The 14,448-nt window shown below is 52.5% G+C and carries 10 protein-coding genes; 8 read left to right on the top strand and 2 right to left on the bottom strand.

Going from position 1 to position 14,448, the window contains the following annotated elements:
* Positions 1-257 precede the first annotated feature (257 nt).
* From secE to rpoC, 8 genes are all read left to right on the top strand, one after another.
* A complete protein-coding gene (gene secE / locus EQY_RS0110600) occupies positions 258-641 on the top strand; it encodes a preprotein translocase subunit SecE (RefSeq protein WP_001275690.1) in 384 nt (127 codons plus the stop codon).
* 1 nt (position 642) lies between these two features.
* On the top strand, positions 643-1,188 hold the full coding sequence (gene nusG, locus EQY_RS0110595; protein ID WP_001287521.1) for a transcription termination/antitermination protein NusG: 546 nt from the start codon (positions 643-645) through the stop codon (positions 1,186-1,188).
* A 158-nt stretch (positions 1,189-1,346) separates the two neighbouring features.
* Positions 1,347-1,775, top strand: a complete 429-nt coding sequence (gene rplK, locus EQY_RS0110590) for a 50S ribosomal protein L11 (protein ID WP_001085926.1) — start codon at positions 1,347-1,349, stop codon at positions 1,773-1,775.
* Between the two features lie 3 nt (positions 1,776-1,778).
* Positions 1,779-2,483 (top strand): 50S ribosomal protein L1, encoded by a 705-nt coding sequence (gene rplA, locus EQY_RS0110585; protein ID WP_001096683.1) that lies wholly within the window; start codon positions 1,779-1,781, stop codon positions 2,481-2,483.
* Positions 2,484-2,895: 412 nt separating this feature from the next.
* The gene (gene rplJ / locus EQY_RS0110580) at positions 2,896-3,393 is read left to right on the top strand and encodes a 50S ribosomal protein L10 (protein WP_001207201.1); all 498 of its coding nucleotides are present in this window, start codon (positions 2,896-2,898) and stop codon (positions 3,391-3,393) included.
* Positions 3,394-3,459: 66 nt separating this feature from the next.
* The gene (gene rplL / locus EQY_RS0110575; RefSeq protein WP_000028878.1) at positions 3,460-3,825 is read left to right on the top strand and encodes a 50S ribosomal protein L7/L12; all 366 of its coding nucleotides are present in this window, start codon (positions 3,460-3,462) and stop codon (positions 3,823-3,825) included.
* Between the two features lie 318 nt (positions 3,826-4,143).
* Positions 4,144-8,172: a DNA-directed RNA polymerase subunit beta gene (rpoB, locus tag EQY_RS0110570; protein ID WP_000263098.1), complete on the top strand. Its 4,029-nt coding sequence runs from the start codon at positions 4,144-4,146 to the stop codon at positions 8,170-8,172.
* A 76-nt stretch (positions 8,173-8,248) separates the two neighbouring features.
* Positions 8,249-12,472: a DNA-directed RNA polymerase subunit beta' gene (gene rpoC / locus EQY_RS0110565; protein ID WP_000653937.1), complete on the top strand. Its 4,224-nt coding sequence runs from the start codon at positions 8,249-8,251 to the stop codon at positions 12,470-12,472.
* A gap of 241 nt (positions 12,473-12,713) precedes the next feature.
* Here rpoC and thiH read toward each other — a convergent pair whose 3' ends face one another.
* Positions 12,714-13,847, bottom strand: a complete 1,134-nt coding sequence (gene thiH, locus EQY_RS0110560; RefSeq protein WP_000847481.1) for a 2-iminoacetate synthase ThiH — start codon at positions 13,845-13,847, stop codon at positions 12,714-12,716.
* A partial coding sequence (gene thiG, locus EQY_RS0110555; protein ID WP_000297804.1) for a thiazole synthase occupies positions 13,844-14,448 on the bottom strand: 605 nt, incomplete at its 5' end. The genes thiG and thiH, both read right to left, overlap by 4 nt.

The following is a 14,448-nucleotide window of genomic DNA, read 5'->3' as shown; positions in this document are numbered from 1 at the left end:
GGGCGTTGTAGCTAAAGTTCTGAGCTAATTGCCGATAACATTTGACGCAATGCGCAATAAAAGGGCATCATTTGATGCCCTTTTTGCACGCTTTCGTACCAGAACCTGGCTCATCAGTGATTTTCTTTGTCATAATCATTGCTGAGACAGGCTCTGTTGAGGGCGTATAATCCGAAAAGCGAATACGCGTTTCGATTTGGTTTGCCTCGCTATCGCGGGGTGAAAATGTTTGTAGAATACTTCTGACAGGTTGGTTTATGAGTGCGAATACCGAAGCTCAAGGAAGCGGGCGCGGCCTGGAAGCGATGAAGTGGGGCGTTGTGGTGGCATTGCTCCTGGTGGCAATCGTCGGCAACTACCTTTATCGCGACATTATGCTGCCGCTGCGTGCGCTGGCCGTAGTAATTCTGATTGCTGCAGCGGGTGGTGTCGCGCTGTTAACGACAAAAGGTAAAGCAACCGTTGCTTTTGCCCGTGAAGCGCGTACCGAAGTCCGTAAGGTCATTTGGCCGACTCGCCAGGAAACATTGCACACCACGCTGATTGTGGCTGCGGTTACCGCAGTAATGTCACTGATCCTGTGGGGACTGGATGGTATTCTGGTTCGCCTGGTATCCTTTATCACTGGCCTGAGGTTCTGAGATGTCTGAAGCTCCTAAAAAGCGCTGGTACGTCGTTCAGGCGTTTTCCGGTTTTGAAGGCCGCGTAGCAACGTCGCTGCGTGAGCATATCAAATTACACAACATGGAAGAGTTGTTTGGCGAAGTCATGGTTCCGACTGAAGAAGTCGTTGAGATCCGTGGCGGTCAGCGTCGCAAAAGCGAACGCAAATTCTTCCCTGGCTACGTCCTCGTTCAGATGGTGATGAACGACGCGAGCTGGCACCTGGTGCGCAGCGTACCGCGTGTGATGGGCTTCATCGGCGGTACTTCCGATCGTCCTGCGCCAATCAGCGATAAAGAAGTTGATGCGATTATGAACCGCCTGCAGCAGGTTGGTGATAAGCCGCGTCCGAAAACGCTGTTTGAACCGGGTGAAATGGTTCGTGTTAATGATGGTCCGTTCGCTGACTTCAACGGCGTCGTTGAAGAGGTGGATTACGAGAAGTCTCGTCTGAAAGTCTCTGTTTCTATCTTCGGTCGTGCGACCCCGGTAGAGCTGGACTTCAGCCAGGTTGAAAAAGCCTAACCCAGCGATCAAAAAAGCGGCGATTTAATCGTTGCACAAGGCGTGAGATTGGAATACAATTTCGCGCCTTTTGTTTTTATGGGCCTTGCCCGTAAAACGATTTTTTATATCACGGGGAGCCTCTCAGAGGCGTTATTACCCAACTTGAGGAATTTATAATGGCTAAGAAAGTACAAGCCTATGTCAAGCTGCAGGTTGCAGCTGGTATGGCTAACCCGAGTCCGCCAGTAGGTCCGGCTCTGGGTCAGCAGGGCGTAAACATCATGGAATTCTGCAAAGCGTTCAACGCAAAAACTGATTCCATCGAAAAAGGTCTGCCGATTCCGGTAGTTATCACCGTTTACGCTGACCGTTCTTTCACTTTCGTTACCAAGACTCCGCCGGCAGCAGTTCTGCTGAAAAAAGCGGCTGGTATCAAGTCTGGTTCCGGTAAGCCGAACAAAGACAAAGTGGGTAAAATTTCCCGCGCTCAGCTGCAGGAAATCGCGCAGACCAAAGCTGCCGACATGACTGGTGCCGACATTGAAGCGATGACTCGCTCCATCGAAGGTACTGCACGTTCCATGGGCCTGGTAGTGGAGGACTAAGAAATGGCTAAACTGACCAAGCGCATGCGTGTTATCCGCGAGAAAGTTGATGCGACCAAACAGTACGATATCAACGAAGCTATCGCTCTGCTGAAAGAGCTGGCGACTGCTAAATTCGTAGAAAGCGTGGACGTTGCTGTTAACCTCGGCATCGACGCTCGTAAATCTGACCAGAACGTACGTGGTGCAACTGTACTGCCGCACGGTACTGGCCGTTCCGTTCGCGTAGCTGTATTTACCCAGGGCGCAAACGCTGAAGCTGCTAAAGCTGCAGGCGCTGAACTGGTAGGTATGGAAGATCTGGCTGACCAGATCAAGAAAGGCGAAATGAACTTTGACGTTGTTATTGCTTCTCCGGATGCAATGCGCGTTGTTGGCCAGCTGGGCCAGGTTCTGGGTCCGCGCGGCCTGATGCCGAACCCGAAAGTGGGTACTGTAACCCCGAACGTTGCTGAAGCGGTTAAAAACGCTAAAGCTGGCCAGGTTCGTTACCGTAACGACAAAAACGGCATCATCCACACCACCATTGGTAAAGTGGACTTTGACGCTGACAAACTGAAAGAAAACCTGGAAGCTCTGCTGGTTGCGCTGAAAAAAGCAAAACCGACTCAGGCGAAAGGTGTGTACATCAAGAAAGTTAGCATCTCCACCACCATGGGTGCAGGTGTTGCAGTTGACCAGGCTGGCCTGAGCGCTTCTGCAAACTAATACCTTTACGTGGGCGGTGATTTTGTCTACAATCTTACCCCCACGTATAATGCTTAATGCAGACGTATATCCGAGATATTCGGGTTGTGGCAAGGCGGCAACTGAGTGAGTCGCCAGGAACATAGCTAACTATGTGACTGGTGCGAACGAAGGAAGCCAACGCCGGCACAAGCTGAATAGCGACGGATAGAAAAGATTTGTTCGTTGGAGCCTGGCCTATCCAGGCCTCCGTCGAAGACCGCAGGAGTTTCGTAAGAAACTTAATCCCCTGCGTAGACGGTGACAGAACGCTAAGATTATTCTTTTATATTCTGGCTTGTTTCTGCTCACCGTAATTAAGACGCTCTCTCCATTTGGAGGAGTGAAGTGAGTTCCAGAGATTTTCTCTGGCAAACATCCAGGAGCAAAGCTAATGGCTTTAAATCTTCAAGACAAACAAGCGATTGTTGCTGAAGTCAGCGAAGTAGCCAAAGGCGCGCTGTCTGCAGTGGTTGCGGATTCCCGTGGCGTAACTGTAGATAAAATGACTGAACTGCGTAAAGCAGGTCGCGAAGCTGGCGTATACATGCGTGTTGTTCGTAACACCCTGCTGCGCCGTGCTGTTGAAGGTACTCCGTTCGAGTGCCTGAAAGACGCGTTTGTTGGTCCGACCCTGATTGCATACTCTATGGAACACCCGGGCGCTGCAGCTCGTCTGTTCAAAGAGTTCGCGAAAGCGAATGCAAAATTTGAGGTCAAAGCCGCTGCCTTTGAAGGTGAGCTGATCCCGGCGTCTCAGATCGACCGCCTGGCAACTCTGCCGACCTACGAAGAAGCAATTGCACGCCTGATGGCAACCATGAAAGAAGCTTCGGCTGGCAAACTGGTTCGTACTCTGGCTGCTGTACGCGATGCGAAAGAAGCTGCTTAATCGCAGTTATCTTTTTAACGCATTCGCTTACGTATAAACTTATTCTGATATTCAGGAACAATTTAAATGTCTATCACTAAAGATCAAATCATTGAAGCAGTTGCAGCTATGTCTGTAATGGACGTTGTAGAACTGATCTCTGCAATGGAAGAAAAATTCGGTGTTTCCGCTGCTGCTGCTGTAGCTGTAGCTGCTGGCCCGGTTGAAGCTGCTGAAGAAAAAACTGAATTCGACGTAATTCTGAAAGCTGCTGGCGCTAACAAAGTTGCTGTTATCAAAGCAGTACGTGGCGCAACTGGCCTGGGTCTGAAAGAAGCTAAAGACCTGGTAGAATCTGCTCCAGCTGCTCTGAAAGAAGGCGTGAGCAAAGATGACGCTGAAGCACTGAAAAAAGCTCTGGAAGAAGCTGGCGCTGAAGTTGAAGTTAAATAAGCCAACCCTTCCGGTTGCAGCCTGAGAAATCAGGCTGATGGCTGGTGACTTTTTAGTCACCAGCCTTTTTGCGCTGTAAGGCGCCAGTAGCGTTTCACACTGTTTGACTACTGCTGTGCCTTTCAATGCTTGTTTCTATCGACGACTTAATATACTGCGACAGAACTCCCGTTCTGTGTAAATCGCAATGAAATGGTTTAAGCGTGATAGCAACAGGCATTGCGGAAAGTATCCATTTTCCGGTCAACAAAATAGTGTTGCACAAACTGTCCGCTCAGTGGACAGATGGGTCGACTTGTCAGCGAGCTGAGGAACCCTATGGTTTACTCCTATACCGAGAAAAAACGTATTCGTAAGGATTTTGGTAAACGTCCACAAGTTCTGGATGTACCTTATCTCCTTTCTATCCAGCTTGACTCGTTTCAGAAATTTATCGAGCAAGATCCTGAAGGGCAGTATGGTCTGGAAGCTGCTTTCCGTTCCGTATTCCCGATTCAGAGCTACAGCGGTAATTCCGAGCTGCAATACGTCAGCTACCGCCTTGGCGAACCGGTGTTTGACGTCCAGGAATGTCAAATCCGTGGCGTGACCTATTCCGCACCGCTGCGCGTTAAACTGCGTCTGGTGATCTATGAGCGCGAAGCGCCGGAAGGCACCGTAAAAGACATTAAAGAACAAGAAGTCTACATGGGCGAAATTCCGCTCATGACGGACAACGGTACCTTTGTTATCAACGGTACTGAGCGTGTTATCGTTTCTCAGCTGCACCGTAGTCCGGGCGTCTTCTTTGACTCCGACAAAGGTAAAACCCACTCTTCGGGTAAAGTGCTGTATAACGCGCGTATCATTCCTTACCGTGGTTCCTGGCTGGACTTCGAATTCGATCCGAAGGACAACCTGTTCGTACGTATCGACCGTCGCCGTAAACTGCCTGCGACCATCATTCTGCGTGCACTGAACTACACCACTGAACAGATCCTCGACCTGTTCTTTGAAAAAGTTATCTTTGAAATCCGTGATAACAAGCTGCAGATGGAACTGGTGCCGGAACGCCTGCGTGGTGAAACTGCATCTTTTGACATCGAAGCTAACGGTAAAGTGTACGTAGAAAAAGGCCGCCGTATTACTGCGCGCCACATTCGCCAACTGGAAAAAGACGACGTCAAACTGATTGAAGTTCCGGTTGAGTACATCGCAGGTAAAGTGGTCGCTAAAGACTATATTGATGAGTCTACCGGCGAGCTGATCTGCGCAGCGAACATGGAACTGAGCCTGGATCTGTTGGCTAAGCTGAGCCAGTCTGGTCACAAGCGTATCGAAACGCTGTTTACTAACGATCTGGATCACGGCCCATATATCTCTGAAACCTTACGTGTCGACCCAACTAACGACCGTCTGAGCGCACTGGTAGAAATCTACCGCATGATGCGTCCTGGCGAGCCGCCGACTCGTGAAGCTGCTGAAAGCCTGTTCGAGAACCTGTTCTTCTCTGAAGACCGCTATGATCTGTCTGCGGTTGGTCGTATGAAGTTCAACCGTTCTCTGCTGCGCGAAGAAATCGAAGGTTCCGGTATCCTGAGCAAAGACGACATCATTGATGTTATGAAAAAGCTCATCGATATCCGTAACGGTAAAGGCGAAGTCGATGATATCGACCACCTCGGCAACCGTCGTATCCGTTCCGTTGGCGAAATGGCGGAAAACCAGTTCCGCGTTGGCCTGGTACGTGTAGAGCGTGCGGTGAAAGAGCGTCTGTCTCTGGGCGATCTGGATACCCTGATGCCTCAGGACATGATCAACGCCAAGCCGATTTCCGCAGCAGTAAAAGAGTTCTTCGGTTCCAGCCAGCTGTCTCAGTTTATGGACCAGAACAACCCGCTGTCTGAGATTACGCACAAACGTCGTATCTCTGCACTCGGCCCAGGCGGTCTGACCCGTGAACGTGCAGGCTTCGAAGTTCGAGACGTACACCCGACTCACTACGGTCGCGTATGTCCAATCGAAACCCCTGAAGGTCCGAACATCGGTCTGATCAACTCCCTGTCCGTGTACGCACAGACTAACGAATACGGCTTCCTTGAGACTCCGTATCGTAAAGTGACCGACGGTGTTGTAACTGACGAAATTCACTACCTGTCTGCTATCGAAGAAGGTAACTACGTTATCGCCCAGGCGAACTCCAACCTGGATGAAGAAGGCCACTTCGTAGAAGACCTGGTAACTTGCCGTAGTAAAGGCGAATCCAGCTTGTTCAGCCGCGACCAGGTTGACTACATGGACGTATCCACCCAGCAGGTGGTATCCGTCGGTGCGTCCCTGATCCCGTTCCTTGAACACGATGACGCCAACCGTGCATTGATGGGTGCGAACATGCAACGTCAGGCCGTTCCGACTCTGCGTGCTGATAAGCCGCTGGTTGGTACGGGTATGGAACGTGCTGTTGCCGTTGACTCCGGTGTAACTGCGGTTGCTAAACGTGGCGGTGTCGTTCAGTACGTGGATGCTTCCCGTATCGTTATCAAAGTTAACGAAGACGAGATGTATCCGGGCGAAGCTGGTATCGATATCTACAACCTGACCAAATACACCCGTTCGAACCAGAACACCTGTATCAACCAGATGCCGTGTGTTTCTCTGGGTGAACCGGTAGAACGTGGCGACGTGCTGGCAGATGGTCCGTCCACCGACCTCGGTGAACTGGCGCTCGGTCAGAACATGCGCGTGGCGTTCATGCCGTGGAATGGTTACAACTTCGAAGACTCCATCCTCGTATCCGAGCGTGTTGTTCAGGAAGACCGTTTCACCACTATTCACATCCAGGAACTGGCGTGTGTGTCCCGTGACACCAAGCTGGGGCCGGAAGAGATCACCGCTGACATCCCGAACGTGGGTGAAGCTGCGCTCTCCAAACTGGATGAATCCGGTATCGTTTACATTGGTGCGGAAGTAACCGGTGGCGACATTCTGGTTGGTAAGGTAACGCCGAAAGGTGAAACTCAGCTGACCCCAGAAGAAAAACTGCTGCGTGCGATCTTCGGTGAGAAAGCGTCTGACGTTAAAGACTCTTCTCTGCGCGTACCAAACGGTGTATCCGGTACGGTTATCGACGTTCAGGTCTTTACTCGCGATGGCGTAGAAAAAGACAAACGTGCGCTGGAAATCGAAGAAATGCAGCTCAAACAGGCGAAGAAAGACCTGTCTGAAGAACTGCAGATCCTCGAAGCGGGTCTGTTCAGCCGTATCCGTGCTGTGCTGGTAGCCGGTGGCGTTGAAGCTGAGAAGCTCGACAAACTGCCGCGCGATCGCTGGCTGGAGCTGGGCCTGACCGACGAAGAGAAACAAAATCAGCTGGAACAGCTGGCTGAGCAGTATGACGAACTGAAACACGAGTTCGAGAAGAAACTCGAAGCGAAACGCCGCAAAATCACCCAGGGCGACGATCTGGCACCGGGCGTGCTGAAGATTGTTAAGGTATATCTGGCGGTTAAACGCCGTATCCAGCCTGGTGACAAGATGGCAGGTCGTCACGGTAACAAGGGTGTAATTTCTAAGATCAACCCGATCGAAGATATGCCTTACGATGAAAACGGTACGCCGGTAGACATCGTACTGAACCCGCTGGGCGTACCGTCTCGTATGAACATCGGTCAGATTCTGGAAACCCACCTGGGTATGGCTGCGAAAGGTATCGGCGACAAGATCAACGCCATGCTGAAACAGCAGCAAGAAGTCGCGAAACTGCGCGAGTTCATCCAGCGTGCGTACGATCTGGGAGCTGACGTTCGTCAGAAAGTTGACCTGAGTACCTTCAGCGATGAAGAAGTTATGCGTCTGGCTGAAAACCTGCGCAAAGGTATGCCGATCGCAACGCCGGTGTTCGACGGTGCGAAAGAAGCAGAAATTAAAGAGCTGCTGAAACTTGGCGACCTGCCGACTTCTGGTCAGATCCGCCTGTACGACGGCCGCACTGGTGAACAGTTCGAACGTCCGGTAACCGTAGGTTACATGTACATGCTGAAACTGAACCACCTGGTCGACGATAAGATGCACGCGCGTTCCACTGGTTCTTACAGTCTGGTTACTCAGCAGCCGCTGGGTGGTAAGGCACAGTTCGGTGGTCAGCGTTTCGGGGAGATGGAAGTGTGGGCGCTGGAAGCATACGGCGCGGCATACACTCTGCAGGAAATGCTCACCGTTAAGTCTGATGACGTAAACGGTCGTACCAAGATGTATAAGAACATCGTGGACGGCAACCATCAGATGGAGCCGGGCATGCCAGAATCCTTCAACGTATTGTTGAAAGAGATTCGTTCGCTGGGTATCAACATCGAACTGGAAGACGAGTAATTCTCGCTCAAACAGGTCACTGCTGTCGGGGTAAAACCCGGCAGCGGATTGTGCTAACTCCGACGGGAGCAAATCCGTGAAAGATTTATTAAAGTTTCTGAAAGCGCAGACTAAAACCGAAGAGTTTGATGCGATCAAAATTGCTCTGGCATCGCCAGACATGATCCGTTCATGGTCTTTCGGTGAAGTTAAAAAGCCGGAAACCATCAACTACCGTACGTTCAAACCTGAGCGTGACGGCCTTTTCTGCGCCCGTATCTTTGGGCCGGTAAAAGACTACGAGTGCCTGTGCGGTAAGTACAAGCGCCTGAAACACCGTGGCGTTATCTGTGAGAAGTGCGGCGTTGAAGTGACCCAGACCAAAGTACGCCGTGAGCGTATGGGCCACATCGAGCTGGCTTCTCCGACTGCGCACATCTGGTTCCTGAAATCTCTGCCGTCCCGTATCGGCCTGCTGCTCGATATGCCGCTGCGCGATATCGAACGCGTGCTGTACTTCGAATCCTATGTGGTAATCGAAGGCGGTATGACCAACCTGGAACGTCAGCAGATCCTGACTGAAGAGCAGTATCTGGACGCGCTGGAAGAGTTCGGTGACGAATTCGACGCGAAAATGGGTGCGGAAGCAATCCAGGCTCTGCTGAAGAGCATGGATCTGGAGCAAGAGTGCGAACAGCTGCGTGAAGAGCTGAACGAAACCAACTCCGAAACCAAGCGTAAAAAGCTGACCAAGCGTATCAAACTGCTGGAAGCGTTCGTTCAGTCTGGTAACAAACCAGAGTGGATGATCCTGACCGTTCTGCCGGTACTGCCGCCAGATCTGCGTCCGCTGGTTCCGCTGGATGGTGGTCGTTTCGCGACTTCTGACCTGAACGATCTGTATCGTCGCGTCATTAACCGTAACAACCGTCTGAAACGTCTGCTGGATCTGGCTGCGCCGGACATCATCGTACGTAACGAAAAACGTATGCTGCAGGAAGCGGTAGACGCCCTGCTGGATAACGGTCGTCGCGGTCGTGCGATCACCGGTTCTAACAAGCGTCCTCTGAAATCTTTGGCCGACATGATCAAAGGTAAACAGGGTCGTTTCCGTCAGAACCTGCTCGGTAAGCGTGTTGACTACTCCGGTCGTTCTGTAATCACCGTAGGTCCATACCTGCGTCTGCATCAGTGCGGTCTGCCGAAGAAAATGGCGCTGGAGCTGTTCAAACCGTTCATCTACGGCAAGCTGGAACTGCGTGGTCTTGCTACCACCATTAAAGCTGCTAAGAAAATGGTTGAGCGCGAAGAAGCTGTCGTTTGGGATATCCTGGACGAAGTTATCCGCGAACACCCGGTACTGCTGAACCGTGCACCGACTCTGCACCGTCTGGGTATCCAGGCATTTGAACCGGTACTGATCGAAGGTAAAGCTATCCAGCTGCACCCGCTGGTTTGTGCGGCATATAACGCCGACTTCGATGGTGACCAGATGGCTGTTCACGTACCGCTGACGCTGGAAGCCCAGCTGGAAGCGCGTGCGCTGATGATGTCTACCAACAACATCCTGTCCCCGGCGAACGGCGAACCAATCATCGTTCCGTCTCAGGACGTTGTACTGGGTCTGTACTACATGACCCGTGACTGTGTTAACGCCAAAGGCGAAGGCATGGTGCTGACTGGCCCGAAAGAAGCTGAGCGTATTTATCGCGCTGGCCTGGCCTCTCTGCATGCGCGCGTTAAAGTGCGTATCACTGAATACGAAAAAGATGCTAACGGTGAATTAGTAGCGAAAACCAGCCTGAAGGACACGACCGTTGGCCGTGCCATTCTGTGGATGATTGTACCGAAAGGTCTGCCTTACTCCATCGTCAACCAGGCGCTGGGTAAAAAAGCAATCTCCAAAATGCTGAACACCTGCTACCGCATTCTCGGCCTGAAACCGACCGTTATTTTTGCGGACCAGATCATGTACACCGGCTTTGCATATGCAGCGCGTTCCGGTGCATCGGTTGGTATCGATGACATGGTCATCCCGGAGAAGAAACACGAAATCATCTCCGAGGCAGAAGCAGAAGTTGCTGAAATTCAGGAACAGTTCCAGTCTGGTCTGGTAACTGCGGGCGAACGCTACAACAAAGTTATCGATATCTGGGCTGCGGCGAACGATCGTGTATCCAAAGCGATGATGGATAACCTGCAAACTGAAACCGTTATTAACCGTGACGGTCAGGAAGAGAAGCAGGTATCTTTCAACAGCATCTACATGATGGCCGACTCCGGTGCGCGTGGTTCTGCGGCACAGATTCGTCAGCTTGCTGGTATGCGTGGTCTGATGGCGAAGCCGGATGGCTCCATCATCGAAACGCCAATCACCGCGAACTTCCGTGAAGGCCTGAACGTACTCCAGTACTTCATCTCCACCCACGGCGCTCGTAAAGGTCTGGCGGATACCGCACTGAAAACTGCGAACTCCGGTTACCTGACTCGTCGTCTGGTTGACGTGGCGCAGGACCTGGTGGTTACTGAAGACGATTGTGGTACTCATGAAGGTATCATGATGACTCCGGTTATCGAGGGTGGCGATGTTAAAGAGCCGCTGCGCGATCGCGTACTGGGTCGTGTAACTGCAGAAGACGTTCTGAAGCCGGGTACTGCCGATATCCTCGTTCCGCGCAACACGCTGCTGCATGAACAGTGGTGTGACCTGCTGGAAGAGAACTCTGTCGACGCGGTTAAAGTACGTTCTGTTGTATCCTGTGACACCGACTTTGGTGTATGTGCGCACTGCTACGGTCGTGACCTGGCACGTGGCCACATCATCAACAAAGGTGAAGCAATCGGTGTTATCGCGGCACAGTCCATCGGTGAACCGGGTACACAGCTGACCATGCGTACGTTCCACATCGGTGGTGCGGCATCTCGTGCGGCTGCTGAATCCAGCATCCAGGTGAAAAACAAAGGTAGCATCAAGCTCAGCAACGTGAAGTCGGTTGTGAACTCCAGCGGTAAACTGGTTATCACTTCCCGTAACACCGAACTGAAACTGATCGACGAATTTGGTCGTACCAAAGAAAGCTACAAAGTGCCTTACGGTGCGGTACTGGCGAAAGGTGATGGCGAACAGGTTGCAGGCGGCGAAACCGTTGCAAACTGGGACCCGCACACCATGCCGGTTATCACTGAAGTAAGCGGTTTTGTTCGCTTCACCGATATGATTGACGGTCAGACCATTACTCGTCAGACCGACGAACTGACCGGTCTGTCTTCGCTGGTAGTTCTGGATTCCGCAGAACGTACCGCAGGTGGTAAAGATCTGCGTCCGGCACTGAAAATCGTTGATGCTCAGGGTAACGACGTTCTGATCCCTGGTACTGATATGCCTGCGCAGTACTTCCTGCCGGGTAAAGCGATTGTTCAGCTGGAAGATGGCGTACAGATCAGCTCTGGTGACACCCTGGCGCGTATTCCGCAGGAATCTGGCGGTACTAAGGACATCACCGGTGGTCTGCCGCGCGTTGCGGATCTGTTCGAAGCACGTCGTCCGAAAGAGCCGGCAATCCTGGCTGAAATCAGCGGTGTCGTTTCCTTCGGTAAAGAAACCAAAGGTAAACGTCGTCTGGTTATCACTCCGGTAGACGGCAGCGAACCTTACGAAGAGATGATTCCGAAATGGCGTCAGCTCAACGTGTTCGAAGGTGAACGTGTAGAACGTGGTGACGTCATTTCCGATGGTCCGGAAGCGCCGCACGACATTCTGCGTCTGCGTGGTGTTCATGCTGTGACTCGTTACATCGTTAACGAAGTACAGGACGTATACCGTCTGCAGGGCGTTAAGATTAACGATAAACACATCGAAGTTATCGTTCGTCAGATGCTGCGTAAAGCCACCATCGTTAACGCGGGTAGCTCCGACTTCCTGGAAGGCGAACAGGTTGAATACTCTCGCGTCAAGATCGCAAACCGCGAACTGGAAGCGAACGGCAAAGTGGGTGCAACTTATGCCCGCGATCTGCTGGGTATCACCAAAGCGTCTCTGGCAACCGAGTCGTTCATCTCTGCGGCATCGTTCCAGGAGACCACTCGCGTACTGACCGAAGCAGCTGTTGCGGGCAAACGCGATGAACTGCGCGGTCTGAAAGAGAACGTTATCGTGGGTCGTCTGATCCCGGCAGGTACGGGTTATGCGTATCACCAGGATCGTATGCGCCGCCGTGCTGCGGGTGAAGCTCCGGCTGCACCGCAAGTGACTGCAGAAGACGCGTCTGCCAGCCTGGCAGAACTGCTGAACGCAGGTCTGGGCGGTTCTGATAACGAGTAATCGTTAATCCGCAAATAACGTAAAAACCCGCTTCGGCGGGTTTTTTTATGGGGGTTATTCAGAGGGAAAAGCCTTCACGGGAAATATTAAGAAAGGCAGGGCGAAACGAGGAAGAAGCTTTTCGCCCTGGACAACATTCCTGCTGACGGTACTACCATAAAAAAACGCAACGCTTTCAACAACATTCCGTTTTTCATCTTCCGTAGCAGCTCGGAATAAATTTACGTTCTTACATTCTGTCTCATGGCCTTTGCGAGGCGCGTCCCAGATAGTTGTCCCAGTCTTTCCATACCGGCTGCAAACCCTGAGCGATTAATGCGGCAGCAACCGTTTCAGGTCGGCGATCGTCGTGCGGTGAGAACTGTTCCAGCTCGGGGTGATTGTCGGCATAGCCACCTGGCTGCGTTTTCGAGAAGGCGCTGACGTTATTAATTGCCAGCGGAATAACGCGATCGCGAAACCACGGTGATTCCCGCGTGGAAAGTGAGAGTTCAATCTCCGGCGCAAGCAGACGGAAGGCGCAGATGGTTTGCACTAACTGGCGTTCATCCATAATCGACGCAGGCTCAATGCCGCCAGTACACGGACGCAGGCGCGGGAAGGAGACTGAATAACGACTTTGCCAGTAATGCTGTTGCAGCCACAGTAAATGCTCGGCAACCATATAGCAGTCAACGCGCCAGCTGTCAGAAAGGCCGATTAGCGCGCCGAGGCCTATCTTATCAATCCCCGCGCGACCCAGCCGATCCGGCGTTTCCAGTCGCCAGAAAAAGTCCTGTTTTTTACCTTTCAGATGATGGCGGGCATATGTCGCCTCGTGATACGTCTCCTGATAAACCATTACCCCATCGAGACCAAGTTGCTTTAACTCGGCGTATTCCGCTTCCGCCAGCGGCTGTACTTCCATCTGTAGTGAAGAGAACTGTTCACGCAGGGCAGGGAGATGACGACGAAAGTAATCCATTCCCACTTTTGCCTGATGTTCACCAGTGACCAGCAACAGATGCTCAAAGCCCATTTCCCGAATAGCGGCGCTTTCTCTGGCGATATCTGCTTCATCCAGCGTTTTGCGCTTGATGCGATTGCTCATGGAAAATCCACAGTACGTGCAGTCGTTAGCGCAAAGATTGGAAAGATAAAGCGGGACGTAGAAGCTGACGACGTTGCCAAATCGCTGACGAGTCAGACGCTGCGCCCGTTGAGCCAGTGGTTCCAGGTATTCACTGGCGGCTGGCGATAACAGCGCCATCATGTCGTCGCGGGTAAGTGGCGCTGTACTCAGCGCCCGCTCTACGTCAGCAGCCGTTTTGCTGTTGATACGCAGGCGGATGTCGTCCCAGTCCAGTTGCCGCCAGCGGTCGCTGAAGGTTTTCATGCCGATGCCTCCAGAAATCCGGTCAGTGGGCTGGTGGCATGAGCAAAATGACTGCGGCTGCCAGGTCCGGCCTGACGTGCCAGCAGGCCCGCTTCTACCGCCAGGCGAAATGCCTTCGCCATGGTGACGGGATCGTCCGCGACGGCAATTGCCGTATTCACTAACACCGCATCGGCGCCCATTTCCAGCGCCTGCGCGGCATGGCTTGGAACGCCGATGCCAGCATCAACGACTACCGGAACCGTGGCCTGCTGGATAATAATCTCCAGCATGGCGCGGGTTTCTAGCCCCTGATTAGAACCAATCGGTGCACCGAGCGGCATCACCGCTGCACAGCCCACTTCTTCCAGACGTTTGCACAACACCGGATCGGCACCGCAGTAAGGCAGCACGACAAATCCTTGTTGCACCAGCGTTTCGGCGGCTTTCAGCGTTTCGATGGGATCGGGCAACAACCAGCGGGCGTCAGGGTGAATCTCCAGCTTCAGCCAGTGTGTTCCTAACGCTTCACGTGCCAGATGGGCAGCGAAAATGGCTTCTTCCGCCGTTTTCGCCCCAGAAGTATTCGGCAGCAGTGTCACACCCGCCGCGATAAGCGGGG

The organism is Escherichia sp. TW14182 (assembly GCF_000208525.1).
GTDB lineage: Bacteria > Pseudomonadota > Gammaproteobacteria > Enterobacterales > Enterobacteriaceae > Escherichia > Escherichia ruysiae.
The sequence above is the reverse complement of the archived record's forward strand: the minus strand, read 5'-3'. Positions and strand labels throughout refer to the sequence as shown.

Excerpts from the sequence above, each read along its gene's own strand:
- rplL (WP_000028878.1), top strand. The coding sequence starts at position 3,460 with ATGTCTATCACTAAAGATCAAATCATTGAAGCAGTTGCAGCTATGTCT.
- rplK (WP_001085926.1), top strand. The coding sequence starts at position 1,347 with ATGGCTAAGAAAGTACAAGCCTATGTCAAGCTGCAGGTTGCAGCTGGT.
- rplA (WP_001096683.1), top strand. The coding sequence starts at position 1,779 with ATGGCTAAACTGACCAAGCGCATGCGTGTTATCCGCGAGAAAGTTGAT.
- secE (WP_001275690.1), top strand. The coding sequence starts at position 258 with ATGAGTGCGAATACCGAAGCTCAAGGAAGCGGGCGCGGCCTGGAAGCG.
- nusG (WP_001287521.1), top strand. The coding sequence starts at position 643 with ATGTCTGAAGCTCCTAAAAAGCGCTGGTACGTCGTTCAGGCGTTTTCC.
- thiH (WP_000847481.1), bottom strand. The coding sequence starts at position 13,847 with ATGAAAACCTTCAGCGACCGCTGGCGGCAACTGGACTGGGACGACATC.
- rpoB (WP_000263098.1), top strand. The coding sequence starts at position 4,144 with ATGGTTTACTCCTATACCGAGAAAAAACGTATTCGTAAGGATTTTGGT.
- rplJ (WP_001207201.1), top strand. The coding sequence starts at position 2,896 with ATGGCTTTAAATCTTCAAGACAAACAAGCGATTGTTGCTGAAGTCAGC.